This window comes from Spirosoma aerophilum (assembly GCF_054782495.1).
This window is the reverse complement of sequence record NZ_BAAGSJ010000005.1, coordinates 190,264-216,564: the sequence shown is the minus strand read 5'-3', so window position 1 is coordinate 216,564 and position 26,301 is coordinate 190,264. Positions and strand designations below refer to the sequence as shown.

Sequence of the window (26,301 nt, the reverse complement as noted above, 5' to 3'; positions counted from 1 at the left end):
TAACCAACGGATAAACTTAGGGTCGACGGGTATAATTTGACGGGATCGTAAAAGGGAAGCCCGGATTTTTATCGACCAATTCAACTTTATTATGCTTGATACGCAGTAAGGTCTGGTAAAACTGGCCATCAGTTTTCGATTTATAGTCTACCGTGACCAAACTGGTGTAAGGAAACAGAAAGTTATTCAGCGACGTGAAATCCTCATAGTCGAGCCGCAGGGTATTTTTGGTTGGCTGCTCGGTAACCATCAGTTTTTTCAGCTTTCTATCCTGTTCGCCAATGTAATTTTCAACCAGCACTTTGCCTTCACTTTGCCGCAGGAGCAGGTAGTCGCGTTCGTTTTTTATTTTTTGCGCGGGCCGTTTGGGCAACGGTAAATTGCCAATGATTAATGCCTGCAGCAGTTGAAAGTTCATGCTGAAATTAAACTGCTTACTCAAGGTCGGGAAATCATAAACCGAATACTCCTTGTGAATTTTGTCGACAATCGTAATCGAATCATGGGTAATAAGTCCCCGTACGGCTTCGATGCCCAGTTTGGAAACCGAGACCCAGATCAGACTGTCTTTACGAACCCGGATGTTCACGTTGGCATTGTCAATATCCTGCTGCTGGCTCTTAAATGAAATTTTTGATTTGGCTATCAGATACCGAAAATCAATTTCGGCCACATTCGTGCGGGCTTCTTCAATACCCGGTCTGACGGGTGCCGGACGGGTACTCAGGGCCGAATCAGACGGTATGTTTTGACTTGGCTGGGTAGTAGACGTGGTGTCGTTGGGAGCGGGTGAAACAGGAGCCGGGCCAGTGCTATGCGACATGTGGTGCCGCCGACAACCTTCGGAACTTAGTAATACGCCTAACAGAAAGGTAAATAACAGGTGTTTATTCATACAGGGTAGTGTTAGTGATTTTTGGTGGCTACCGGTATTTTGCCGCCACTTATGACCACTAATCACTCTTTTATAACTTGCCAGTAGCTATTTTCTTGTCCAGCTCGGGGCTGGCACCGCCTTTTGTTTTTGCCTGTTTCCATTGTTCCATTGCTTTGTCGCGCTCGCCAAGCTGGTAGAGAGTGTCGCCATAATGTTCAATGATGGTTCCGCTTACATTAGCCGGATCGGCCATGGCCTTTTCGAGGTACTGCTTCGCTTTGGCGTAGTCTTTTGAGACATAAAGCACCCAGGCATAGGTATCCAGGTAGGTTGCATTGGTTGGATGACGCTCAACAAGTTTCTGCGCCAGCTGCTGGGCACGAGGCAGGTTTTCCTTTCGTAAAGACAGGAAATAGCTGTAATTGTTCAGGACGTGATCGTTCAGCGGATCTATTTTTAACACAGCCTCGTAAGCCTCATCCGATTTCGCATGGTCGCCCAGGCCGTTATAAGCATCGCCCAACTGGGCAGAAATGCCTTTCTTAACGTCATTGCTCCCGGTGGCTGCCAGTAGTTTCTGGCTTTCCTCCAGCGCATCAACGGCTTGCTGATACTTACGTTTGTACAGATTCGCCGATCCGTTAGAATACCAGAACAATCCTTGTGTTGGGAATACCTCCAGTGCTTTCTCGGAGTGCACCAGCAGGCTATCGACCTGATTGAGTTCGCCGTCCAGCTGGATCAGGGCACCCCAGACTTCGTACACGGAACCATCCAGACGGGCTGCTTTGGCATACGCATCGCGGGCTTCGGCTTTTTTGCCTTGCTGCATGAGCAAATCGGCTAGCATCACCTGCGTTTTTGGGTCGTTGGGCGACGTTTTCGCTAAATTCATTGCCATGCCGAGCGCGTCCTGTTGGGCTGCGGTGTTTGTACCCGTCATGCCCATGTAGCTGGACAGAATCCGGGCTTTCAGACCTGCTTCCAGATTGGGGTTGGCCAGCACCTGATTCAGCTCCTTGCTGACGCGATCCATATCCCCTTTCTTACGGTAAATGTCGGCCAGCAACACATGCGCCTGGGGTAGGTCTGCATTTAGTTTCAGGGCTCGGTCTATCCAGTTGATAGCCTGGTCGGTGCGGTCGTTGGCAATGAGCAGTTCGGCTCCTTCGAGCAGGTAGTCGGGGTCTGAGGGTTCCGAGGCTACGAGTTTCTCGGCTTCTTCAACGGCCTTGTCTATTTTATTCTGCTTTAGGTAAATGCGCTGTTTCTGCCGGTTGATTTCTTCGTTCAACCCCAGTTCCCGTTCTACTTTATTGTAGGTTTCAAGGGCTTTGTCTGGCTTGTCGTTGAACAGGTAGATAGCAGCCAGTTCAACGCCATATTCGGCATTCTCGGGACCTTTTTTCAGCAGGGCCTCATAGAGCTCTTCGGCCTCGCTGTAGCGTTTCTGCTTCACGTATAATTCGGCCAGCAGGAGCGAGTAAAATTTATTGTCGGCAGCCAGTGAATGGGCCTTGGTGGCATAGGGGATAGCTTCAGCCACTTTGCCGCTTTTGAGGTAAGCACTGGCTGTAGAGTACTGTGCCGCAGCATTGTTCGGGTCTTTCTGCAGCACTTTCGTAAACTGGGCAATGGCTTTGGAGGGTTCATCGGTCATCAAATACCGAACGCCTTCTGTAAACATCGTTTCTTCTTCCATGCGTACGCTGGTAGTCGAAACGGAGCCCGGTTTAGCCAGGGCAGTATCTGCCTTATCGCGCTTACGCTGAGCCGTCACAGGCCCGGCGGACAGCCCAAGAAGCAGCGCCAAACTACCCGCCAGTCCAATAAGAACCCGATGGCCTGGATATGATCGATATATTGAAGTCATGTTGGTCTGCGTGTCGTGATGCATACGTACGAAAAACGCGGCTCAACCCGGTCTATTGCGGCTTTGTTTCAAATAAACCGCTAACACAAAGGTAGTTTAAAATGGTGGAATGTTGTAAATGTCCAAACCGACCTCAATAATTAACCTGTTGGGTGAGTAAACGTCTGTTAAATAACAGCAAATAGTTGGCCTGTAGGTCATCCTTAGCTGTCTATTTTTTCAACCCCGCCATTTTTTGAGCCAACGCCCCCGGCTATTCTGATTCAGCGGCTGGTGAATCACACTGGCTTGTGAACAACTCCGGCTTTTTCAAGGTATAAACGAACGTGCGGGCAAGTTCGCACCGAATGTGTATCACTAAAAACTCAACGTATGGAAACCCTGTATACCGCCACCGTCAGCAATGTCGGCGGGCGCGAAGGCGATGTCAAGTCGCTCGATGGTATTTTAGAACTGGAACTGACACGACCCGTCGAAATGCATGGGAAAGGCGGAGCCGCCAATCCCGAAATGCTGTTTGCCGCAGCCTACAGCGCCTGTTATAACGGTGCATTGATGGCCGTTGCCGAACATCGGAAAGTCATTCTGCCGGAGCATGCCGTAGAAGTCAGCATTTCGCTCAATAAAGAAGGAACCAATATGTTCCTGTCGGGTAAAATCACCGTCAAAGCTCCTCATATGGATCACGACCAGCTTCAGCAGCTTGCCGAAAGTGCCCACGCTGTTTGCCCCTACTCCAAAGCCGTCAAGGGAAATATGGAGATGAAAGTTGAGGTGTTGGTTTAGAGGAGTTAGGAGTTAGAAGCGAGGAGTGAGGAGGGCTGACCGGCAAAAGCAAATACGCGTCAGCCCTCCTCACTCCTCGCTTCTACTACTTCCTAACTAACCGCATCATAAATCTGAACCCGCTCCCACAGGTGGGCGCATGTATCGACGAAGGCCAGGTGGCCGGGGTGAACCTGATAGGCATCGTGAGCCGCTTTATCCGCGAAAACCAGCGTTAATGCGAAATCGTAGCTGTGATCGATAACGGGCCGACGGGTCTCGGCAGGTGTACCTACGTAGGCTGTGGTGATGTCGGTGATCGACTTAAGAGTTTCTAAACCAGCGCGTAGAGCCTGGTGATCGTCCTGGCTCTCGGGATGACGAAGCCAGAAAAAAACGGTATGAACGAACATAAGAGTAAGGGGCAGACTATGATGTTGGCTGCCGTGTAAAAGTAAGCATAGTTTTTGGTAAGAATGAGGGCTCTGTCATCAGTATTGACCAATGCGAATACCGTTGGCTGGAAATATGATTCGCAATCAGGAATACTTTTCATTTTTTAACATCTTATAATCTTTATGGCAAACATTTCGCTACATTCAAAACGTTATGGCATATAGGAAGACACCACTGACGAGACGAACGAATGGAGGGAGATATCAACGCTACGAATAAACCGGGAGGAAACGAAACGGACGGACCCAACAACCGGATCAAAAACGACAAAACCACGGTGCGGATACCGATGCTGCTGGGCATTACGCTGGCGGGTGGGATGCTTATCGGTGCCACGTTTTTTGGCGGTGCCAAAAGCCTGAATAATATTGGGCGCGGCTACACCAAATACCGCGAAATTTTACAGCTGATCGAAAACAACTACGTGGATTCGGTCAATACCGATGAGCTGGTTGACTACTCGATCACCAAAATGCTCGAAAAGCTCGACCCGCACACGGCTTATATGAACCCTCAGGATGCCGTTGCGGCCCGGTCACAGCTCGAAGGTGGCTTCGACGGTATTGGTGTCGAGTTTAATATTTACAAGGATACTGTTTATGTGGTTACTCCGCTGGCGGGTGGTCCATCAGAAACGGCCGGTATTCAGAGTGGCGATAAGATCGTTAAGGTTGACGGGAAGCCGCTGGCGACGGGCGGTAAAATCGAAAATAGCTCTGTTTTCAAAGCCCTTCGCGGTAAGCGTGGTACGGATGTTAAGCTAACCATTTTGCGGAAAGGCGATAAGGAAGCCAGAGATTTTACGATTACCCGCGACCGGATTCCGACCTATTCTGTCGATGCTGCCTATATGATCGATGCGAAAACGGGCTATATAAAAATCAACCGTTTCTCCGAAACGACGTACGACGAGTTCAAAACGGCACTGGCCTCCCTCAAAGCGAAAGGTATGACGCAGATGATGCTGGACCTGCGCAATAACCCCGGCGGTTATATGGATCGGGCCACCAACATTGCCGACGAATTTATTTCGGGCAATAAACTGCTGGTGTATACCGATGGAAAAGACAATCGGTACGACCGCAAAACATTGGCTCGCATCGACGGTCAGTTTGAAGAGGGAGCCCTTATTGTTCTGGTCGATGAAGGGAGTGCGTCGGCGTCTGAAATTGTTTCGGGAGCGTTGCAGGATCACGACCGCGCCCTGATTGTTGGACGGCGGTCGTTCGGGAAAGGGCTTGTGCAAATGCCGGTGCAGCTTTCCGACGGGTCCGAACTTCGACTGACGATCTCGCGCTACTACACACCCAGTGGCCGCAGTATTCAGAAGCCTTATGTGCCGGGCCACGAAGGCGACTACGAAAAAGATCTGGAGCTACGCTCGAAACGGGGTGAGTATTACATTGCTGACTCCATCAAAAACGATCCCAAACTTAAGTTCAAGACAGATCATGGCCGTATTGTGTACGGTGGTGGCGGTATTACGCCCGACTACTTCATTCCACGGGATACAAGCTGGCAGACGCCTTATGTGATTCAACTCTACGGGAAGAACATCATCCGGGAGTTTGCTATGGAATACGCCAACGATAACCGCAAGAAGCTGGAGAAAATGCCGTTCGACGAATTTGAGCGTACCGTCATCTTCACGGACGACCAAATGAACCGTCTGGTAAAAGAAGCCACATCGCAGGGGATCAAGTTCAACGAGAAAGAGTACAGCCGCTCGAAGAACTACATCCGGAATCAATTAAAAGCGCTGGTGGCCCGGTCTGTATATCAGAAAAATAACAAAGGCGGTCAGAACAACGAGTTTTTCCGGGTGATTGGTCAATCGGATGACACCTACCAAAAAGCCCTTAAGCTCTTCGACCGTGCCGACAAGCTCGAACACGGCGCCATGACGTATAATCAGAAATAGGAGTTAGAAGCGAGGAGGTAGGAGTGAGGAGTGAGGAGGGCTGACCGCACCGGCGGACCGGCGAAAGCAAAAAGCATGCGTCAGCCCTCCTCACTCCTACCTCCTCGTTTCTACCTCCTACTTTCATGGTTTCTTCGCAAATTGATAGACCAGGCCCAGGAACGACTGAAGGTTACCGGTCTTGAAGTCTTTGCGGGAGTAGGGGGCTATCTCGAACGCTACCCGTAGATTAGGCAGCATGAGCAGGGGTTTGATACGAACCCCCACATGAAGTGAATAGCCTTCCAGAATGTCGCGGTTGTCGATACCATTCAGCGCATTGAACCGAACGCCCAGTCCCGTATAGTAATTGACCTGCGCTTTTCTGGCTACATTCACCATGGGGCAAATGGTGGTACTCAGTGAGCCAAAAACAGTATTGGTCTGTACACGAGCGTCGGCCCAGAATGCCCGGTCGGCGTTGGTACTAACCGAAATTAGGTTATTAAACGGGTAGTAGGCTACGGATGCCTGGCCAAAAGCCGATACCGTTAATCCTAAAAGCAAAGCGGTTAATGCGTGTTTCATGGTCACAAAGCAACAACTTTATTGGTATAAAAAAACCCGGCGTAGCGTAAACCGACTGTCTGGTTAATGAGCAGAGTTCGTAGCTGCTCAGAGCCGGCTCATCTGGGAATGCTGAAATATGACCGTTGATCTGCTTTTCTTTGTACCTTTGTTGTTCCTTTCCTGATAATTACTTACTCAAAATGTCTTGGTTCGTCCGAAAAGATAAGGGTATTCAAACCCCAACCGAAATGAAACGGGAAGCCCCCGATGGGTTGTGGTATCAATGTCCGAACTGTAAAAAAGTAATGAATACGCGGGAGCACAAACTCAATGCGTACACGTGTGTTCATTGTAACTACCACGAAAAAATCGGGTCAGACGCGTATTTTTCTATCCTGTTCGACGACAACGAATTCACCGAACTGGATACCAACATGCGCTCCGCCGATCCGCTCAAATTTGTTGATACAAAAGCCTATCCAGACCGCGTAAAGGCGACGATCGCCAAAACGGGTCTTCAGGATGCGGTTCGGACGGCCTATGGACAAATGAACGGCCTGACCGTAACGGCCGCCGTCATGGACTTTAATTTTATTGGTGGATCAATGGGATCGGTCGTTGGAGAGAAAATCGCCCGAGCTATCGATCACGCTATTGCCAATAAGACGCCCTTTCTGATGGTGTCGAAATCGGGGGGAGCCCGCATGATGGAAGCTGGTTTTTCGCTCATGCAAATGGCGAAAACATCGGCCAAGCTAGCCCTGCTCGATAAAGCCAAACTGCCCTATGTGTCGCTGCTGACCGACCCGACCACGGGTGGCGTAACGGCTTCCTATGCTATGCTGGGCGATTTCAATATTGCCGAACCCGAAGCCCTCATTGGCTTTGCCGGCCCGCGCGTTATTCGTGAAACCATTGGCAAAGATCTGCCGAAAGGCTTTCAAAGTGCTGAATTTGTTCTCGATCACGGCTTCCTGGACTTCATTGTCGACCGGAAAGATTTGAAAGATAAACTGGTGAGCCTGTTTAGAATGCTGTTGTCATAATAGTATTGAGGAGTTGGGAGCGAGGAGATAGGAGCCGGTCCGTCAACAGGCTCGCTTCTATCTCCTCGCTCCCAACTCCTTTTTTATGCGCCTTGTCTCCCATCCTGTCCTCTGCAACTACTACGTTACCTATCGCTGCAATGCGAGCTGTAGTTTTTGCGATATATGGGAGCGCCCTTCCCCATACGTTACCCTCGACAATGCCCGGCAGAACCTGCGCGACCTTAAAAAGTTAGGCGTTCGTGTGGTCGATTTCACCGGTGGCGAGCCGCTTCTGCACCGCCAACTGCCCGAACTGCTTCAGGAAGCTAAACGCCTTGGCCTGATCACGACCGTCACGACCAACGCGCTGCTGTATCCCAAACAGGCCGAACGACTGCGGGGTCTGATCGACATGCTCCACTTCTCGCTCGATTCGCCAATTGCCGACGAACACGATACATCCAGGGGCGTAAAGTGTTTTGATAAGGTAATGGAGTCCATTGCCATTGCCCGCAGCCTGGGCGAACGCCCTGACATTCTGTTCACGGTTTTTGAGCATAATGTGAATCAAATTCGGCAGATGCACGAGGACATTTGCCTGCCCAATGGCCTTGTTTTAATTCTGAACCCTGTATTTGAGTACAACGCGGTGGAAACCGGCGACCGTTTTTCGGAAGAGGCCCTGCAACAAATGTCGTGGTGGGGTAAGCAGAAGAATGTGTATCTGAACGATGCCTTCATCCAGCTTCGGCGCGATGGCGGTAACCACATCGAAGACCCGATCTGCCGGGCGGCTAGCACAACGATCGTCATCTCGCCCGAAAACAAACTCGTGCTGCCCTGTTATCATTTGGGCCTGAAAGACTTTGCCATCGACAATAGTTTGTTCGACCTGTACCGCTCCGTTGAGGTGCAGAAACTCGTCGCGCTGGAAGGTCGCCTGCCTGCCTGCGAGGGCTGCGCCATCAACTGCTACATGCAGCCTTCATTTGCGGTTGAGGTAAATAAATATTTCTGGAGTGCCTTACCCAGCACCCTCAAATACAACTGGGTGAAAGGCACATGGAAGCAGTTGTTCTAACTTAACGCTTCACAATCTTGCGCGTCAGCGTTCGGCCTTCGGTGGTGGCCTGTACCAGATACACACCCGGCATCAGAGTACTTAAACTTATGATCTGCTCATGCTGGCGGGCCAGCTTTGAAAACGTTAGCTCGTGAATTTTCCGCCCGTTTGTGTCAGTCAGTTGCAGGGATGCTGTTGATGGGCTGCTGGTCTGGATAACGACCTGTAGCCGATCTTCGACGGGATTGGGAAACGTAGCAAGACGAAAATTGGCGTCTTCATAGGCTGGCGTGGCCGTTACAATCCCTGTAAAAGCGCCCTCTATAGCTGGCTCGTAAGCCGGAACGGTGCCGGGGGTGCCGGGCCGATCTTCAACAAGCAGCATAACTTCCTCAACGGTCTGGCTGATCAAAATTCCGTTTCGGTACTTATCTATGGTGATGGCTACGCTATAATAGCCCAATTCAGTAGGTGTATCCCAAACCAGTTCGCCCGTTCGGCTATTAATCCTGAAGGTGCCCCGGCGCGTCAGATCGTTCGGGAATTGATAGGTCGCTACCGGTTTGGCATCGCACGAAGACTGAGTTGTGCTGGTCAAAGCTCTGGCCAAGCCATAAATCAAACTGTCGCCGTCGGCATCCGTTGCTTTTAGGGAAAAGGTTGCTTTCTGGTTCGCTCCGGTACGAAAGTCTAAGAAAAAGTCAGGGGTTGGTGTTTGATTCGCAGTCGTGGAAAATGTCGTTCTAAGGGTAAGCAGCTGACTGTCGGCGTTCGTGATATTCTTGACAATCGTTCGATTGGATACTGAAGCAATGACCTGGTAGGTGCTGGGTCCGGTATAGGTATGAATGACACTATAGCTACTGACACTCGTACTTTTATCATTCGTTATGATTCGGTTTGCCCGGTAAGCAATAGCCGTACTGCCATCGCCAAAACAGATCTCGATAGACTCCGCCTGGTCAGCGGCAGCCTTTCCGGTTATTTCATTCATGTAAAGAACCGCCGTAACCTGGTACGTAAGGGCAGTACTCGAAACACGACTTGCCCGAATATAGCCGCCAAGCAAATGCGAAGCCTGAGCAACCTGACTGCACACCAGCATCAGGAGGAGAAAGGTAAACGATTTCATAATGGATCGGGGCTTTGGGCGTAAGGGAAACTTACCGATATAACTTTAAATAGATACATATTCATATACTTGTGTTTAAACATTTCGTAAGCGGTATTTTTGTACTTTTCGCCCATGCTTTACACCCCCGACCAAACTACTCAACTGCCCGCCGATGGCTTCCGTTACCTGCTCACAACGGTCGATGAGCATGTGCTGACCATTACGCTGAACCGGCCAGAAAAAAAGAACGCCCTCCATCCGCCCATGCTGGCTGAGCTGGCCTTTGCACTGGCCTATGCGCACTACACGACCGATGTTTGGCTGGTTGTTCTGGCCGCTTCCGGCGATACATTTTGCGCGGGTATGGACTTGAAAAGCTTGTCGGCGGGTGATACCGAAATAGCGTCGGTTCCAGAACCATCCAGCCCGGTTCGTCTGGGCGAGTTGATGGCCGGTTTGCACAAACCCTGTATTGCCGCTGTGCAGGGCAACGTTTATGCGGGGGGATTTCTGCTGGTGGGGGGCAGCACCCATGTAGTTGCCGCTGAGATGGCCATGTTCAGTTTGCCGGAAGTGAAACGTGGCCTGTTTCCGTTTCAGGTACTGGCCGTTCTGCTCGACAGTATGCCCGCCCGAAAGGCACTCGACCTCTGCCTGCGGGCGAAGACATTATCGGCTACAGAAGCCCTGACGCTTGGCCTGGTAACGGAGGTTGTGCCGGCTGAGGGATTAGACAAGGCGGTCAAAAACCTGACCGACGAATTAAAACAGGTTTCGCCAACAGCCATGCAGTTTGGCTTGCGGGCTTTCCAAACGTTAAAAGACCTGCCATCGAACGAACAGCAGGCCTTTTTGTATGATCAATTCACTGAGCTTCAACAAACGTCCGATGCCCGGGAAGGTATGGCTGCTTTTCTGGAGAAGCGAAAACCGAATTGGGGTTAAGTACCCAACAACTTCCAGCTATTTGCGAGGTGTAGGTTTTGAGAAATCGACCCAAGTCAGGTTTAAGAACCTGACACCACGGCACGAACAGCCTCTGGCTGTTTAGTAATTAGGGCTTCGGTAAGTCCGGGCAGTTGTCTTTCCGGCGGGTGTCGATGATCCCCTGAATTTTCCAGTTTCCGCTTACTTTCACCAGCGTGAAAGCATTTACGCCACAGTGGCTTTTCTGATCTTTAAGATAAAAAACGTAGGGTGTCCAGGCCGTTGCCAACTCGGCGTCGATCTTGATCTCCATGCCCGACAGCCGCTCATCGAGGGTAAAGGCCGGGTATTTCACGACGGAAGCGGCAAATTTGCCAATGTCGTCGGTGCGCACCGCAACCTCACCTTCCTTGTTTTTGGCAATTGTTTGGAGGGAGGCTCCTGGCATAAATGTATTCTTGATCTGGGTCGAATCGCCTTTACGCATGCCGTCGAACATCATTTTGATGGTCGTTCGCACGGCGGCTTCGTCGGTGCTGGTCTGGGCAAACGCCGAAACGGTCAGGAATAAACTGGTCAATAGTAATACATACTTCATGCAATACGCTGTTTACGGCCAATGAAAATATAAAGAAGTGCGCCGATCAGGTTCAGGAAAAGGATAATGATGACCCAGATCACTTTATCGTTTGGCCCACGAAAATTGCTTCGAATCACATCCACCAGCGCGACAATCGGGAAAATGAACACAAACCCTAAAGCGCCCAGGATGAACAAAAGTTCTATCCCTCCAATACCGATAAACGCCTGCATAGTGGTATGTGTTTAATGACTTTGTAGCCGACGAAGCGGTTTTTGACAGACCTTATAGGTTTTTAAAACCTATAAGGTCTGTGTTGACTGGGTCAGTTAAATGTACTGATTAACGATCATTTCATATAATTCCTGCTTGCCGCTCAGTTGCTTGGGTTCTCCATTGGTCATGGCATACTGGCGGAGGTCTTCGAGGGTTAGCTCGCCTTTTTCAAAGCGGGATCCTTCGCCTGAGTCATAACTGGCGTAGCGCTCGGTCCGCAGCTTTTTGTATTGCGATTTGGCCAGGATGGCTTCGGCGGCAATGGCGGCCCGTGCGAAGGTGTCCATACCACCAATGTGGGCAATGAAAATATCTTCGAGATCGGTGGAGTTCCGGCGCGTTTTAGCGTCGAAGTTAACACCTCCCGATTTCAGACCACCCGCTTCCAAAATGACCAGCATGGCTTCGGTCAACTCATACACATCCACCGGAAACTGATCGGTATCCCAGCCGTTCTGGTAATCGCCCCGGTTGGCGTCGATGCTGCCGAGCATGTTGTTGTCGGCGGCTACCTGCAACTCGTGCGCAAACGTATGGTTAGCGAGGGTAGCGTGGTTGGTTTCGATGTTCAACTCAAAGTCATCCTGAAGACCAAACCGGTTCAGGAAACCAACAACCGTTGCCGCGTCGAAATCATACTGGTGTTTGGTTGGCTCCATTGGTTTCGGTTCGATATAGAACGCACCCGTAAAGCCCTGCTTGCGGGCATAGTCGCGGCTGATTTGCAGGAATTTGCCCAGATGCTCCTGTTCGCGCTTCATGTTGGTGTTCAGCAGCGACATGTATCCTTCGCGGCCTCCCCAGAACGTGTAGCCCGCCCCGCCCAGTTCGATGGTGGCGTCGATGGCGTTCTTTACCTGCCAGCCGCCATGTGCCAGTACATGGAAATCGGGATTGGTCGATGCGCCGTTCATGTACCGCTCGTGCGAGAACAGGTTGGCCGTTCCCCACAGCAGTTTCACACCACTGGCGGCCTGTTTCTGTTTGGCATAGTCGACAATGGCCCGGAAGTTCTTCTCAAACTCGGCATTTGACTTGCCTTCGGGGGCTACATCTACATCGTGGAAACAGTAGAACTCCATCCCAATTTTCGTAATGAACTCAAAGGCTGCGTCCATTTTGTCGTGGGCTGCTGCCAGCGGGTCGGCGTTGGCATCCCAGGGAAAATGCTTCACGCCGGGACCAAATGGATCGGCACCGGTACCGCAGAAGGTGTGCCAGTAGGCGGTGGCAAACCGGAAAATATCCTTCATCGGTTTGCCCAGAATAAGCCGGTTGGCGTCGTAAAACTTGAAGGCCATCGGGTTATCGGACTCGCGGCCTTCGTAGGCAACGGGCTTTTCTATAAAGGGGAAATACGTTTTTTCGCCGAGGGTTAACTGAATGTCGGACATGAGAATATAGTTGAGATAAGAAACGTGATCAGGTAAGGTAAAGAAAGCCAACGCAGGTTTCTCCTTATTTGTCAAGCATCTCCCCGGATAATCATCTTCCTGGAACGGGCGTAACAGGCAGCTTTATTTGGGGGTAGTCAACCGGGTCTGACGGGTCATGGATTTAATATACTCGATCCGTCGAAAGCGCAAGGCACTCCAGTTTTCGTCAATAGCGACCATACGTACGGGCTCGAAACCTAACGAGCCCAAAGTACTCCAGCCGCTATCCCGGTTAAAGTCGCAGGTATATTTTTTCGAAGAACCTTTAGGATAGGCAAACCACACGAGGCTGTCGCCCTTGATCTTCTCGGCTAAGAGTGTGCTCACCGCATTAACTTCCTGCTGGGTTTTCACGAACGCAATAGCAAATTCCCCCTGCTCAATTTGTTGAACATCCGTGACGATGGTTGCCAGGGAGCGCATGTCATCCATCACGGGCAGAAACTCATCCGGGGCGTTGATCACAGCGATTTCGGACTGGGCTTTGAAATTGAGTTTGGCGAAGATCGGGTTCATTGTAAAAACAATTTTTGCGTGTGGAGTTTAATTCATTTACTGTTTAGGAATTATAATGTAGAAGCCATCCGGTTGTTTAAATGGGACAACTTCTACGTAATTATATTCGTAACCTTTACTTGTTCGCTGGGTCAATAGGTGATCGCGGGGCAATACTTTTACATCCGACGCCCAAAACTTTGTATCAATCGAGAACTCTGTTTTAAAATCCTTATCCGTTGAAAGTGTGAGGTAGTTTCGAAATGTCAGGGGCGATTGCCCCGAAGCGTACTTGAACACATTAATGTCAATTGGTTTTTTCCTGTCCTCCCCCTTCGCTCTTTCCTGTATAGTTGTAGGCGTACCCCCTAACGTTAACTGTCCGCTGGGCACCACTATAAATTGCTGTTTCTCAAGCTTGGTCTGGGGTGGAACAAAACTAATCTGCTCCGGTTTTGCGAACGTTCCATTCAGTGAAGTGGTCGTCGAATAACGCGAATAATTAGTAGACCTTCCCACCAGATGGACATCGACCACATCATACCAATAGTCAACTTTATTTTGGCCGATAATAAAGGAGGAGCGTTTCCAGTCGATATACAAGGGTTTATCGAGCTTATTGACCAGCGAAAGGTGCATCAGTCCCCGCTCACTGGCAAAATTATAGCGGAGGGTCAGGGTGTCAGTATCCAGTACTAATCCTTCATTATCAGGCTGCACGTTCGAACCTCGTAACGTAACGACCTGAACATTAGGCGCGCAGCCAACCAGCGCTGCCAATAAGAAAATATGGAAAACCAGCGATTTCATAGTCCGTATTATGCTGCGTAAGCTTCAGGATATGCGTACTGTTTTTACTTTACTTCCACCGATTGCCCGGCGCTGGCAACGGCTTTGCCTTTATCAAACGTCAGATCAATCCGGCCGAGGTTGATGCCCGCAAAGCCAACCTGATTGATCCAGACGGGTTGGCCGTTCAGGTTGTTGACGGCTACGGGGGCATCCAGAAATGTGTGGGTATGGCCCCCAATGATGAGGTCGATATTCTGCGTTTTGGCCGCCAGCACATTGTCCGACACGGTGGCATCATTGTATTTGAAGCCGAGATGGGAAAGACAAATGACGTAGTCGCACTTTTTGTCGGTGCGTAGTTTGGCCGCGGTATCGTTGCCCAGTTCAATCGGGTCGAGGTATTTGGTTTCTTTGTAGGCATCTCTCGGGATCAACCCTTCCGGTTTGATGCCCAGGCCAAACACACCAAGCCGAACGCCATCTTTCTCGAACACTTTATACGGCATGGTCCGGCCGTCCATCACGGTATTTTTGAAATCGTAATTGGCGATCAACAGCGGGAAGCTGGCCTTGCCAAACTGCGTAACCATGTTGTCGATACCGCCGTCGAAATCGTGGTTGCCAATGGTACCGGCATCGTAGCCCAGCTTGTTCATGGCCAGAATTTCGGGTTCGCCCTTGTACACATTGAAATAGGGCGTACCCTGAAAAATATCGCCCGCGTCGAACAGCAGCACATTGCGGGAGTGTCCGTCTACCTGTTCCTGCCGAATCTTTTGAATCAGGGTAGCGCGACGGGCAACGCCCCCTTTGCCCGCATTCCGGCTGCCATCCATTGGAAACGGGTCCAAACGGCTATGCACATCGTTGGTGTGCAGAATGGTCAGTGATGTTGATTTACTGCGTCCGTTGGGGCTGGCCAGCACATCGGGCGCTACCGAACCGACCACCGCAGCGGTACCGAGTAATTTTAGAAACTGGCGTCTATTCGATGCTAATACGTCCATCAGAAGTAGGGTTAATGGGTTGACCGGTTTTGCCCTGCGCCCGGAAATAGTCGATCAGGGCATCGCGCATGAGGTAGTTGATGTTCTCGCTCTTGATGGGGTTCTTTAGAAAACCGGCATCATCGCCCCCGTTGGCGACGTAATCGCTCATGACAATGGTATACGTTTCATTGGGTTGCAGCGTTCGGCCGTTCGTGAACGTTACCGACTGCACCTGCTCGTTATGGATTTTCGCCCGCAGCCCGCCAATTACCAGCTTGTTCCCTTTGGCAAAATGATTCAGCATGGTCAGGAGCATATCGCCCTTAACGGTCAATACAATTAACTGATTATCGAACGGCATCACTTCGAAAATGGACCCCGTTGTGATTGCTCCGGCGGGCAGGTTGCTGCGGATACCGCCGTAATTCAGGTGCGAACAGTCGATGGGTTTGCCATATCGTTCGATGGCCTGTTTCAGGAGAGCATCGGTCAGTAAATCATTGAGTGGTGCTTCGGGTTGTCCTTTGTCGATGGACCCCGTTGACCGGGTCAGCACCTCATTCATGGTTTTTTCGAGCCCCTGTCGATAGGGGGTCAGGAAGCTGGCCACACTGGCATCGGCGGAGGCTGACAGCGAATCGACGCCAATCCGATTCGCTGTTCGGTTGGCCAGGTGATAGCCAGGGTTACAGGCCGATAGCGCAGCTAAGGCCAGTAGCAATAAATGCTTTTTCATAGGTAGTGGCAAGTTCGGAAACTCTGAGTAATCATGCGTTAACAAATCGTTAGAAAACACCGTTGATGCCAAATCTACAAGGCCTCAAAGGCCTTACAGGTTTACGCGAGTGGTCATGAACGTCAATTGAGGTTATTTGCCGGTAAGGGAATCAGGGTATGGTCAGGCTTGTAAATCACTTTTCGAATCCGGCTGAATCCGCCCAGGCTAACCTGTAGATTAATGAGGCTACCCGAAAAAGACGCTGTTCCCAACATCGGGCTGTAGGAGAGTTTTGTTCGTATGAACCAGAAACTATCTTCCGATCGATCGGGCTTGTGGGTATTGTTGCCCAGCTTCATATCGAACATAAGTCCGGCGGTTGGCGCGTGGTTATACAGTGCCAGTCCCTTATATCGTTCATCGGTACGATCCCGTGGCGACAATTCGAGCAGGCGATAGCCCAGATAGGGAATGAGCCGACTGCGGGGAGAATCGGTAATAACACGGCCCATAGCTATTTCGAACAGCGTTGAGCTAACGGTCATATCTTTTTCCCACTGTTGGTTCTGATGCCAGAATCCAGACCGTAACGTACCGTTGTAAAGGGTTGGATGAAGCAAAATGATCGTTCGCTTCAGGGCAATGTCGAGGCCAAAGACAACCCCGGCCGCCGGGTTAAGGGTCTGCACAAGCGGTCCCGTTGGCACAATGCCGCCCACGCCCAGAAACATACCGTAGCCAATCTTTGAGGAATGGAAGGCAGTTACCAGATCGGGCGTTTCATAGAGCCGCTGTGCGACCTGAAGCTGCCATTTTTTTAATGCCGGCAGATCGTCGCCACCACCCGTTTCGGCCCGGAACTTGTTTACTTCGGCACCTAGCTCGGCATTGGTGAGGTATTCGATCTGAGTGGCCTGCTGTTTAAAACGCCGGTCGGTTGGCAGGGCGATGAGTTTCGACTTCATGAGCCGGGTATGAATCTCTACCAGATCGAACAAAACCTGGTTATAGGCTAATGTTCGTTCGTTGCGGGCTGTTTCGGACACCCAGGATAAGTTACGAAACATCAGGCAAAACGCGTCGATGGCGGGCGGGCTCCAGACCGATGTCGGGTGAACCTCGTAGCCAATCTGATAATGAAATTCCGAACCACCCAGCCCCGTTTGAATCGGCGCGTGAAAATCAGTGAGTTGCAAACGTCGGGTTGCGCTCCAGTGCAGCGTGTCGATAGTCGCCTGCGCGGAGCCGAGCAGGGGACACAACAAAAGCACGAGGAGCAGACGGTTCATGTCGAGGAATTACTTCTTGGGTCAATACTAACAAATTTAACGCAAAAAAGCGCGACCCCGTTTCCGAAGTCGCGCTTGATGTCTGAACCGCACGGGCGGCCCCGCGGGATTTTTTAGGATTTAGTTGATTAGCTTGATTTTATCTAAACGAAATGAAAAAATCGTGTTCATCAGATGAATCCTAGAAATCCTGCGGGGCCGCCCGTGTGGTTCAGATTAATACCGGTACAATTCTGATTTGAACGGACCCTGAACCGGAACACCGATGTAATCGGCCTGATCCTGCGCCAGTGGCTCCAACTTGGCACCTACGTGAGCCAGGTGCATAGCGGCTACTTTCTCGTCCAGAATCTTAGGCAGTACATATACTTTGTTTTCGTACTTGTCTGAGTTGGCCCACAGTTCGAGTTGCGCCAGCGTCTGGTTGGCAAACGAACACGACATAACGAAGGATGGGTGACCCATGGCACAGCCGAGGTTTACCAGACGACCTTCGGCCAGAATGATAACCTCTTTGCCGTTTACTTCGTACATGTCCACTTGTGGCTTGATCTGGCTTTTCGTCTGACCGTAGTTTTCGTTCAGCCACGCCATGTCGATCTCATTGTCGAAGTGACCGATGTTGCAGACAATCGCTTTGTCGCGCATGGCTTCGAAGTGGCGTCCTTTAATGATGCCCACGTTACCCGTTGCGGTTACGAAAATCTGAGCGCGGTGAACGGCTTCATCCATCGGCAGCACTTCAAAACCATCCATTGCCGCCTGAAGGGCGCAGATCGGATCGATTTCGGTTACCAGCACGCGGCAGCCAGCGCCCCGAAGCGACTCTGCCGACCCTTTACCTACGTCGCCGTAACCGGCTACAACCGCTACTTTACCGGCCAGCATCAGGTCGGTAGCCCGACGGATCGCATCGACCAGCGACTCCCGGCAACCATATTTGTTATCGAACTTCGACTTCGTTACCGAGTCGTTTACGTTGATAGCAGGCAGGTGCAGCGTACCGTTTTTCATGCGCTCATACAAGCGGTGAACACCCGTGGTCGTTTCTTCCGACAGGCCTTTGATGCCCTGAATCAATTCAGGATAAACATCGAAAACCATGTTGGTCAGGTCACCACCATCATCCAGGATCATGTTCAATGGCTGACGATCTTCGCCGAAGAACAGCGTTTGCTCGATGCACCAGTTGAATTCTTCTTCGTTCATCCCTTTCCACGCATACACGGGAATGCCGGCGGCAGCAATGGCGGCAGCGGCATGGTCCTGTGTCGAGAAAATGTTACACGACGACCAGGTCACGTCGGCGCCCAGTTCAACGAGGGTTTCGATCAGTACCGCCGTTTGAATGGTCATGTGCAGACAGCCGGCAATACGCGCTCCCTTCAGGGGCTGCGATGGGCCGTATTCAGCACGCAGGGCCATCAGGCCCGGCATTTCGGCTTCGGCAAGTTTAATTTCCTTGCGGCCCCATTCGGCCAGCGCGATGTCCTTAACCTTGTAGGGGACGTAGGTTGATGTTTGCATAGTTGATTTAAGAGATACCAGAGAGCGTTCAAATTGTGGTAATAACGTCTCTCTTAGCCAGTTGATTTCTTTCTAAAATGCAAAAATAAGGATAGCGCACCAGATTCCCTACTGTACTACAGCCACTTTAGCGAGTGGAAAAGAGTTACTGAAAATAAATGGGCTGGTTAGAAGCGAACACTTGACTTTTTGTCTTCGCCCTATTAACTATGTAAGTTCTTACGTAATTGCTTACATACTATGGATTTTATGGCCGATATGGCTGAGTTGGCCCTTGCCAGCCGACTCAGGCGTCTGAGTGATATTTATTGGCAGGCCGTTACGGCCACCTACCGGCAGTCGGGGGTGGATTTTGACGTGCGCTGGGCGACCATTTTTGTGCTGATAGCTCGTCAGGGACCCGTTGCCGTGATGGAAATTGCCGAACGGCTGGGCATTACGCACCCGGCCGTTATTCAGGTCATCAATGAGTTGGAAAAGAACGACCTCATTGTGTCGGCTAAGTCGGAGACCGATGGTCGAAAACGGCTGCTGACCCTGAGCGAACGCGGACAGGCTATGTTGCCCCAACTTCAACCTATCTGGGACGCCTTTATCGCGGTCAACAGCCGTATGCTGGCGCAGCAGACGCATAACCTTCTGCAATCGCTTCAGGAGATGGAAGCGCAGCTCAGCGAAAAAAACTTTTACGACCGTGTTCAGGACGAATTAAAAAAGACAACCACCCAATCATAAGCCGATGAACGACGTTTCCATCATTCCCTATTCTTCCCTGTACCAGGCTGATTTCAAGCGGCTGAACCTCGAATGGATTTCCCGTTATTTTGCCGTTGAACCGCATGACCTGGAGCAGCTGGATTACCCTGAAGTTCATGTGTTACCCCGCAACGGTCAAATTTTTTTAGCTAAAATCGGCGATGAAATACTAGGCTGTGTTGCGATGGTTAACACCGGGACGCCGGACCACGGAACCCCTGAGCAGGATTTAACGGAGTTTGAGTTGGCTAAAATGGCCGTTTCGCCAACGGCCCAGGGCAAAGGTATCGGCAAAAAACTGTGTCTGGCTGCTATAGACTACGCCCGTCAACTGGGTGTTAAAAAGATCTGGCTGGAGTCGAACCGGATCCTGACGCCCGCGCTCACCATGTATGAAAGCGTTGGCTTCCGGGAAGTACCCAGCATTCCCACACCTTATGCCCGCGCTGATATTCGGATGGAGATGGTGTTGTGAGTAGCAGTTGATAGTAAGAACAGGCCGTTGACCGCTTAGTAGGCTACACAGCTTCTTTACGTGTCAACAGTCCTGTTATGTGTTACTGACGATTATTCCTCCTCTTAATTATCAGCCACGTTAGCGTTGCTCAAACAGGTAGCGCCGATCTGAGTAATGATCCTGTTTTTACAACTGTTTTATCTCGTCGGTTAAAGTTCCCTCGCGAAGCGGAGTGGGCAAGTGTGTATGGGCGGGTTTTTGCCAGTTTTTCCGTCTCAGATAAAGGGCGTGTTGAGGATATCGCTATTCTCAATCACAGTGACAAAGGGATGTATTATGGCTTTGAACCAACCATTCTTGCCGCTCTGAAAAAGTTGCCTTCCTTAAAACTTCACTACAACGGCCGTTATATTCTACCCGTTGCGTTCGTATTTGTCGACTATCGCGACAAGAATAATCCACGCGTACCTTCGGATGTCCTGTACATCGACGATCTAGCGGGGCGGGTGGTATTGAAGGAGATTAAACTTTTCGGCAGCAGCGTCAACAGCAGAGAGCGCATTCTGTCGGGGGAACGCAACGAATTTTATTGATTGATCGACAGCACTTGTTGAGGCTTTGTGATGTCGTATTTCTTTGCTGGCTTGTGTGTTGAGGATGCAAAGTAATAGCCCTGCTATATGACACCGTACAAAATCCCATTAGTATGCGGAGCATCGATGATACTACCTGGTAAGCATAAGTGAGCCAGTACGTACGGAACCATCAGCTGATTTAATCTGATACGTGTATAGGCCTTCCGGCGAGCGCGTACCATTTCGGTTGCCATCCCAGGCTACTGTGTAGCCATTTGAATAAAAAACCAGTTCGCCCCATCGATTGTAAATAAATACGTCAAGATGTTTGGACGCGATGTTAAATAGCTCCCATGTATCATTTATACCATCTCCATTAGGGGTAAACATTGTTGGTATGTAAAAGACATCGGTCTGATTAGAGCCGGGGCACTGTTTAATGTCTATAATGGCTTCGTCCCGGACAGGTGAACTGGCAGTAGAGCATCCTTTTTGATAGTTGACAAGTACGCCGACTTTTATGCTATACACCGTACTTTGTGGAACAAATGTTTGCGCAAAACTGGAGTCAGTCGTTTGGGTGCCCACATTAGTATCGTTTATCTGCCATTGATAAGTAGGAAAGAGGGATTTTTCGGCACCCTTTGCCAGAAAAACCACACTGTTGTCGATGCAGTAAAAATCGGACGCTTGAATTTTTGCTGGCTGGTTGCATTTCAGGTTAGTCCCAGTACAATTTCTGATACTAACCATAGTTTCATCTGTGCTCTGGAAGGTTTCATTACAGCCGAGTTGATAAGCTACTGTAACGGTGACTTTAGCGGTATAATCAGAAGATTTTGATGGGAAACTGTAGTTGAGCGTGGAATCCTTACCAGCTACTGCTATGTCATCCACTTTCCATTGGTAACGAGGAGCGTAAGTTTTTGACACACCGTTAGCCGTGAATGTGATGTTCTGATTGCTGCAGGTAGAAGCAGGAAAAGTCAGTTTGACAAATTGACACTGCTGGCTGTATAACGCATTAACTTCATCTGCATTTAATGGCCGGTTATAAATTCTCAGGTCGTCAATAACTCCCTTAAAATAATGTTGTCCTTCATTGGCATTTCGGGTTCCGATTTTAGCTTTTAAGACGCCTGATCCATAATAGGCATTATCATTGGAGGGAGAAGTATTAACCAATTTGCCATCTATGTATAGCTTCTTTTCTTTATTGTCCCGCGTAAATACAACGTGGTACCATTGATTTAGGACCGGGGCGTACCCCTGCGTGTTCAGGCAAAAAGAACTGGTGTTACTGTTGGTATTATATCCCCAGCCAGCCCAACCAATGCAAGGTCCATTTGTCGCCGAATTATTGCTGTTTGACATGTTTTGATCTCCCCCAGGCGAGCCAATTGAAAATAAAACCAGGACTTCGCCACTCTGCGGATTCCGGGTGCTTTTTGCCCAAAGTGCATAAGAATACTGTGGTGTTGCCAAAGAGGCTGGATTTCGTAATTCAATTTCAGAATTGATGTCAAAAAGGTAGGCTGAATTATCCTTTCCGCACCGATCAGGGACAAGCTTTACATTTTTTAAAACGCCATCGTGTCTGTTTCCAGTTACGTCTATTGCTGCGCCTTCAAACGAAAAACAGGCTAATAAACCTTTTTGAATGTCAACCTGGGCGAATGAATCTATTTGTAAGCAGGATAAAATAAAAATGATAACGTATTTGGCAATACTTGACATGCTACTACATATTTTATTTAAAGTATCGTAAGAAAATTATTGATAATAATTTAAAGGTATTCCGGGCGAAGAATAAACTGAATGATGGAGCTGACTTTACTAAATGAAGTGGTTATTCTATTGTATCAGTATTCGTATAACTAATCTGTGACTATATACTTTAGTGGCAAGAATTAAACACAGCAGCACAGAAAATATAAAGTGGTTTTATTGTCTTTGTCTTCTCTGTGCTGCTGTGTTTAAAACAGTTACTTCTTCGCCGTTTCTTTCGGCCATACGTATTGGAACGTGTTGTTGATCGGGGCACCGAAATAATTGACGTTCAGGTAATCCAGACGCTTTTTGTGTACTTCCAGCCGCTTGCTGAAATCATCGAAATTCCGGGCTTCCTGCGGTGTCCAGCCGGTTTCGGCCACGGCAATGAGACGTGGGTAGGCCATGTACTCCACCGAGTGCGTCGTAGGCATGTATTCCGACCAGACGTTCCCCTGTACGCCCAGTACATGTTTGGCCTGCTCGGCCGTGAGGCTGTCGGTTACTGAAGGGTTGAAGCTGTATACTTTCTCGATGGGCAACAGACCGCCAATGGTAACGGGTTGCGTTTTGGGGTCGGCCTGGTAATAGTCGAGGTAGCAGTAAGTGGTGGGGCTCATGATCACATCGTGGTTTTGGCGGGCAGCGGCAATACCGCCAGCAATACCGCGCCAGCTCATAACGGTCGCATTGGGCGATAGGCCACCCTCCAGAATTTCGTCCCAGCCAATGATCCGGCGGCCTTTTGACGTAACGAACTTGTCGATGCGCTGAATAAAATAGCTTTGCAGTTCGTGCTCATCTTTCAGTCCTTTCTCTTTCATCAGCGCCTGACAAAACCGGCTTTGCTTCCACTGCGTTTTCGGACATTCGTCGCCCCCGATGTGAATGTACTGGCTTGGGAAGAGGGCCATCACTTCGGTCAGCACGTTCTCCAGAAACGTAAAGGTTTCTTCGCGGGGAAACAGCACATCGTCGTGTACACCCCAGGTTGGGGAGACCGTCAGAATTTTATCGCCGTTGCTGCCCAGTTCCGGGTAAGCGGCCAGTACGGCTACCGAATGGCCCGGCATTTCGATTTCAGGGATGACCGTTATGAAGCGTTCCTGTGCGTATTTGACCACGTCACGTACTTCGTCCTGGGTATAAAAGCCGCCATAGGGTTTGTTGTCGTAGACCTTATCGCGGTAGTGGCCCACCATCGTTTTTGGTCGGATGGAGCTAACCTCGGTAAGCTTTGGGTACTTTTTGATCTCGATCCGCCAGCCCTGGTCTTCGGTCAGGTGCCAGTGAAAGGTGTTCATTTTGTGACGGGCCAGCAGGTCTATGTATTTTTTGATAAAGGGCACCGGATAGAAATACCGCCCGGCATCGAGCATCGACCCCCGATACCCATAACGGGGCGTATCCTCAATAGTACAGGCGGGTACTGTCCAGGCAACACCATCTACTTTTGTGGGGCTGAATATGGCGGCTGGCATCAACTGCATCAGCGACTGTACCCCATAGAAAAAGCCCTGCGGCTGCGCAGCCGAAAGGGTGATTCCTTTGGGCGAAACCACCAATGAATAGCCTTCTGACCCTAATGTCTTGCCTTTTGCATCGACAAACGAAATGCCTTTTGCCGCTTTGCCCGTGCTAACAGTCGGTGTTGAGCCCGTGGCTTTGGCTAGCTGGTCGGCCAGCAGTTGAGCAATCCGGCGCACTTCGGGATTGGTTGACTGAACCGCGATTGCTGGCGTGGCCGGTAAGGTGTATGTGCCTTTTTGTGCTTCCAGATGCGAAGGCTTGGGCAGAATGGCATACGTGTTCGTCTGCGCGTAGCCGGACTCAAACGCCAGGCATAAAACGATCAGTAGGAGAATCGATTTTTTCATGAAGGAGAAGGGTTTATGTATAGGGTTTGCGGTTAGGTGGCAGACTGGCGCGAGCATAGGCTCGTGCCTTTTGTTTGGCAAGCCGGTCCGGCGTTCCGGTTCGCTTGCGTCAGTGAATACCGACTTTATAAAAAAGCACGAGCGTATGCTCGCGCCAGCATGTCAAATGGTCACTTCAAATAAGGGCCTAATACACTGGCCCAGCGTTCGTAACCTGCCGGTAGCATATGCAGGCTGTCGGGCTTGAAGAGGGTAGGTATCGGTTGTTTGTTGGCACCCAGCATAACCGGCCGAATATCGACGAATTGGGTATTTCTATGTTCAGATAAATACGCTTTAATGAGCTGGTTGGCAATGGCATTCTCCCGGAAATACTGCCTGCGTGAAGGACTCGGCTTGATCGAAATAAAGGTGAAGGTTACATTCGGCAGTTTCTGACGAACGTGTTCGAACAGGGCCACAAACCGCTCGAAGGTTTGCTGCCCCGTTTGCTTCCCGGTGGCAATGTCATTTTCACCCGCATACAACACCACCTGTTTGGGATGATAGGGCGTAATGATCCGGTCGGCGTAGAGGAGCACCTGGCTCAACTCAGAACCACCGAAACCCCGCTGGATGAGCGGTTTGTTCGGGAAGTAGCCAGACAGGTTTTCCCATAGCCGAATGGACGAACTACCCGTGAAAACAATACCGTTTTGGGGTGGGGGCGAGACTTTGTCGGCTTGCTCGAAGGCACGAATTTCGGCTTCGAACGGACGGTCCGCTGTCGTTGTCTGCGCTTTTCCGCACGACCATATACCAATACTGATTAAGCTGATAAGCCAACAAATTTTCATAGTATAGAACACTAAATAACGAGGGTCCTATAGGAAAGGCACGACCGACTCTAAACTCATGCCCCGCGACCCTTTTATTAATATGTGCGTGTCGGTCATGGGGTTGTCCATGATCCAGTTGTGTAGCGAAAACTTGTCGGGGAAGTAATAGGCTTTGGGGAGGTGGCCAAGGGCATAATGCATGTCTTTTCCAGCCAGGATAACCAGATCGAAGTTACTGTCGGCAATCAGTTTGCCCAGGGCGGCATGTTCCGCTTCACTTTCGTCGCCGAGTTCGTACATGTCGCCCAGAATGACGGCTTTGCGTTTGGCGGGTGTAGCCGCAAATTGCTGAATAGCGGCCGCCATTGAGCTTGGATTGGCATTATACGCATCCAGCAGCACCGTGTTGGTGCCTTTGGTGATGTGCTGCGAGCGGTTGTTGGTCGGGTTATAATCGGCAACGGCGCGGTTGGCGTCCTCGGGCGATACGCCGAAATAATCGCCGATGGCCAGAGCCGCCAGCATATTGTCGAAGTTGTAGCGGCCGGGCAAATGCGTCGTGATTTCGTGGCCCGACGCATCGTTGAAAACCACCACCGGCGATTCGCTGACCAGCGAAATGGGCGACTCATCCGGCTCAGCCGCCGGGTAGAAAATGGCTTCGGCGAAGGTCGTTTCGGAGCGTATGTCTTTCAGCCGTTCGCGGTACATGGCCGTCAGGGTCTTGTCGCGCGAGTTAATAAAGACCGTTCTGGCGTTCTGAGCCAGGTAATCGTACAACTCACCTTTGCCTTTCCGAACCCCTTCAATACCGCCGAATCCTTCGAGGTGGGCTTTGCCGATGTTGGTGATCAGACCGTGTGAGGGTTGGGCAATGGAGCTGAGAAACGCTATTTCTTTCTGATGGTTGGCTCCCATCTCAATGATGGCTATCTCATGCTGTTCGTTCAGCGACAGCAGGGTTAGGGGTACACCAATGTGATTGTTCAGGTTGCCCACCGTGGCGTAAACGCGGTAATTTTTCGACAGAACAGCCGCAATCAGCTCTTTCGTCGTCGTTTTGCCGTTCGAGCCGGTGAGTCCAATAACCGGAAAGGTGAACGTTTGCCGGTGGTGACGGGCCAGATCCTGAAGGGCCGTCAGGCCATCCGGTACCAGCAGGCAGCGGGAGGGGTCCTTCTCCGCTACAGCCGGGTCATCGACAACCGCATAGCGGGCCCCTGAAGCCAGTGCCTGTTCGGCAAATTGGTTGCCATTGAAATTGTCTCCTTTGAGGGCGACGAATAAACAGTCGGGTGTAATTCGCCGGGTATCGGTCGAAACCCCGGTGCATTCCTGAAATTTATGGTAGAGTTGTTCGGTTGACAGCATAT

26 protein-coding genes are annotated in these 26,301 nt (G+C 50.4%); 8 read left to right on the top strand and 18 right to left on the bottom strand.

What is annotated here, in order from left to right:
* Window positions 1–16: 16 nt before the first annotated feature.
* A complete protein-coding gene (locus tag ACYVK4_RS07305; RefSeq protein ID WP_461126837.1) occupies window positions 17–895 on the bottom strand; it encodes a DUF4292 domain-containing protein in 879 nt (292 codons plus the stop codon).
* A gap of 70 nt (window positions 896–965) precedes the next feature.
* Window positions 966–2,750, bottom strand: a complete 1,785-nt coding sequence (locus ACYVK4_RS07300) for a tetratricopeptide repeat protein (RefSeq protein ID WP_461126836.1) — start codon at window positions 2,748–2,750, stop codon at window positions 966–968.
* Window positions 2,751–3,122: 372 nt separating this feature from the next.
* Here ACYVK4_RS07300 and ACYVK4_RS07295 point away from each other — a divergent pair, with 372 nt between their 5' ends.
* Window positions 3,123–3,536: an Ohr family peroxiredoxin gene (locus tag ACYVK4_RS07295; RefSeq protein ID WP_461126835.1), complete on the top strand. Its 414-nt coding sequence runs from the start codon at window positions 3,123–3,125 to the stop codon at window positions 3,534–3,536.
* A 92-nt stretch (window positions 3,537–3,628) separates the two neighbouring features.
* On the opposite strand, the gene ACYVK4_RS07290 is transcribed toward ACYVK4_RS07295, so the two are convergent.
* A complete protein-coding gene (locus ACYVK4_RS07290; protein WP_461126834.1) occupies window positions 3,629–3,928 on the bottom strand; it encodes a Dabb family protein in 300 nt (99 codons plus the stop codon).
* 233 nt (window positions 3,929–4,161) lie between these two features.
* Between ACYVK4_RS07290 and ACYVK4_RS07285 the strand changes: the two genes are divergently transcribed.
* Window positions 4,162–5,892 (top strand): S41 family peptidase, encoded by a 1,731-nt coding sequence (locus tag ACYVK4_RS07285; protein ID WP_461126833.1) that lies wholly within the window; start codon window positions 4,162–4,164, stop codon window positions 5,890–5,892.
* 123 nt (window positions 5,893–6,015) lie between these two features.
* On the opposite strand, the gene ACYVK4_RS07280 is transcribed toward ACYVK4_RS07285, so the two are convergent.
* Window positions 6,016–6,459: a hypothetical protein gene (locus ACYVK4_RS07280; RefSeq protein ID WP_461126832.1), complete on the bottom strand. Its 444-nt coding sequence runs from the start codon at window positions 6,457–6,459 to the stop codon at window positions 6,016–6,018.
* A 182-nt stretch (window positions 6,460–6,641) separates the two neighbouring features.
* Between ACYVK4_RS07280 and accD the strand changes: the two genes are divergently transcribed.
* Together accD and ACYVK4_RS07270 are read left to right on the top strand one after the other, a co-directional pair.
* Window positions 6,642–7,487 (top strand): acetyl-CoA carboxylase, carboxyltransferase subunit beta, encoded by an 846-nt coding sequence (gene accD, locus ACYVK4_RS07275; RefSeq protein ID WP_461126831.1) that lies wholly within the window; start codon window positions 6,642–6,644, stop codon window positions 7,485–7,487.
* Between the two features lie 85 nt (window positions 7,488–7,572).
* A complete protein-coding gene (locus ACYVK4_RS07270; RefSeq protein WP_461126830.1) occupies window positions 7,573–8,550 on the top strand; it encodes a radical SAM protein in 978 nt (325 codons plus the stop codon).
* A 1-nt stretch (window position 8,551) separates the two neighbouring features.
* Here ACYVK4_RS07270 and ACYVK4_RS07265 read toward each other — a convergent pair whose 3' ends face one another.
* Window positions 8,552–9,664, bottom strand: a complete 1,113-nt coding sequence (locus ACYVK4_RS07265; protein ID WP_461126829.1) for a T9SS type A sorting domain-containing protein — start codon at window positions 9,662–9,664, stop codon at window positions 8,552–8,554.
* Between the two features lie 114 nt (window positions 9,665–9,778).
* Here ACYVK4_RS07265 and ACYVK4_RS07260 point away from each other — a divergent pair, with 114 nt between their 5' ends.
* Window positions 9,779–10,591, top strand: coding sequence for an enoyl-CoA hydratase-related protein (locus ACYVK4_RS07260; protein WP_461126828.1), 813 nt, complete (start codon window positions 9,779–9,781; stop codon window positions 10,589–10,591).
* Window positions 10,592–10,700: 109 nt separating this feature from the next.
* Here ACYVK4_RS07260 and ACYVK4_RS07255 read toward each other — a convergent pair whose 3' ends face one another.
* The 9 genes from ACYVK4_RS07255 to ahcY form a co-directional block, all read right to left on the bottom strand.
* Window positions 10,701–11,171: a DUF2059 domain-containing protein gene (locus ACYVK4_RS07255; protein ID WP_461126827.1), complete on the bottom strand. Its 471-nt coding sequence runs from the start codon at window positions 11,169–11,171 to the stop codon at window positions 10,701–10,703.
* Window positions 11,168–11,386, bottom strand: a complete 219-nt coding sequence (locus ACYVK4_RS07250; RefSeq protein ID WP_461126826.1) for a PLDc N-terminal domain-containing protein — start codon at window positions 11,384–11,386, stop codon at window positions 11,168–11,170. Before ACYVK4_RS07250 ends, ACYVK4_RS07255 begins: the two co-directional genes overlap by 4 nt.
* A 96-nt stretch (window positions 11,387–11,482) precedes the next feature.
* Window positions 11,483–12,823 (bottom strand): xylose isomerase, encoded by a 1,341-nt coding sequence (xylA, locus tag ACYVK4_RS07245; RefSeq protein ID WP_461126825.1) that lies wholly within the window; start codon window positions 12,821–12,823, stop codon window positions 11,483–11,485.
* Between the two features lie 123 nt (window positions 12,824–12,946).
* Complete coding sequence (locus ACYVK4_RS07240) at window positions 12,947–13,381, bottom strand: hypothetical protein (RefSeq protein ID WP_461126824.1); 435 nt, start codon at window positions 13,379–13,381, stop codon at window positions 12,947–12,949.
* 36 nt (window positions 13,382–13,417) lie between these two features.
* Window positions 13,418–14,170 (bottom strand): hypothetical protein, encoded by a 753-nt coding sequence (locus tag ACYVK4_RS07235; protein WP_461126823.1) that lies wholly within the window; start codon window positions 14,168–14,170, stop codon window positions 13,418–13,420.
* A gap of 44 nt (window positions 14,171–14,214) precedes the next feature.
* A complete protein-coding gene (locus ACYVK4_RS07230; protein ID WP_461126822.1) occupies window positions 14,215–15,159 on the bottom strand; it encodes a bifunctional metallophosphatase/5'-nucleotidase in 945 nt (314 codons plus the stop codon).
* A complete protein-coding gene (locus ACYVK4_RS07225; protein WP_461126821.1) occupies window positions 15,137–15,877 on the bottom strand; it encodes a 5'-nucleotidase C-terminal domain-containing protein in 741 nt (246 codons plus the stop codon). Before ACYVK4_RS07225 ends, ACYVK4_RS07230 begins: the two co-directional genes overlap by 23 nt.
* A 122-nt stretch (window positions 15,878–15,999) precedes the next feature.
* Window positions 16,000–17,148, bottom strand: a complete 1,149-nt coding sequence (locus ACYVK4_RS07220) for a hypothetical protein (protein ID WP_461126820.1) — start codon at window positions 17,146–17,148, stop codon at window positions 16,000–16,002.
* 216 nt (window positions 17,149–17,364) lie between these two features.
* Entirely contained in the window at window positions 17,365–18,675 is a 1,311-nt protein-coding gene (gene ahcY, locus ACYVK4_RS07215; RefSeq protein ID WP_461126819.1) for an adenosylhomocysteinase, read from the bottom strand.
* A 240-nt stretch (window positions 18,676–18,915) separates the two neighbouring features.
* Here ahcY and ACYVK4_RS07210 point away from each other — a divergent pair, with 240 nt between their 5' ends.
* The 3 genes from ACYVK4_RS07210 (at window position 18,916) to ACYVK4_RS07200 (ending at window position 20,481) form a co-directional block, all read left to right on the top strand.
* On the top strand, window positions 18,916–19,410 hold the full coding sequence (locus tag ACYVK4_RS07210) for a MarR family winged helix-turn-helix transcriptional regulator (RefSeq protein WP_461126818.1): 495 nt from the start codon (window positions 18,916–18,918) through the stop codon (window positions 19,408–19,410).
* 4 nt (window positions 19,411–19,414) lie between these two features.
* Window positions 19,415–19,906 (top strand): GNAT family N-acetyltransferase, encoded by a 492-nt coding sequence (locus ACYVK4_RS07205; protein ID WP_461126817.1) that lies wholly within the window; start codon window positions 19,415–19,417, stop codon window positions 19,904–19,906.
* 311 nt (window positions 19,907–20,217) lie between these two features.
* Window positions 20,218–20,481 (top strand): hypothetical protein, encoded by a 264-nt coding sequence (locus tag ACYVK4_RS07200; RefSeq protein ID WP_461126816.1) that lies wholly within the window; start codon window positions 20,218–20,220, stop codon window positions 20,479–20,481.
* Window positions 20,482–20,613: 132 nt separating this feature from the next.
* Here the strand turns inward: ACYVK4_RS07200 and ACYVK4_RS07195 are convergent, their stop codons facing one another.
* The 4 genes from ACYVK4_RS07195 to ACYVK4_RS07180 all read right to left on the bottom strand — a co-directional run bounded on the left by ACYVK4_RS07195 (window position 20,614) and on the right by ACYVK4_RS07180 (window position 26,299).
* A complete protein-coding gene (locus ACYVK4_RS07195) occupies window positions 20,614–22,200 on the bottom strand; it encodes a LamG-like jellyroll fold domain-containing protein (RefSeq protein WP_461126815.1) in 1,587 nt (528 codons plus the stop codon).
* Between the two features lie 248 nt (window positions 22,201–22,448).
* Window positions 22,449–24,110: a beta-N-acetylhexosaminidase gene (locus ACYVK4_RS07190; protein WP_461126814.1), complete on the bottom strand. Its 1,662-nt coding sequence runs from the start codon at window positions 24,108–24,110 to the stop codon at window positions 22,449–22,451.
* Window positions 24,111–24,280: 170 nt separating this feature from the next.
* On the bottom strand, window positions 24,281–24,946 hold the full coding sequence (locus ACYVK4_RS07185) for a GDSL-type esterase/lipase family protein (protein WP_461126813.1): 666 nt from the start codon (window positions 24,944–24,946) through the stop codon (window positions 24,281–24,283).
* A 27-nt stretch (window positions 24,947–24,973) separates the two neighbouring features.
* On the bottom strand, window positions 24,974–26,299 hold the full coding sequence (locus ACYVK4_RS07180; RefSeq protein WP_461126812.1) for a UDP-N-acetylmuramoyl-tripeptide--D-alanyl-D-alanine ligase: 1,326 nt from the start codon (window positions 26,297–26,299) through the stop codon (window positions 24,974–24,976).
* Window positions 26,300–26,301 lie beyond the last annotated feature (2 nt).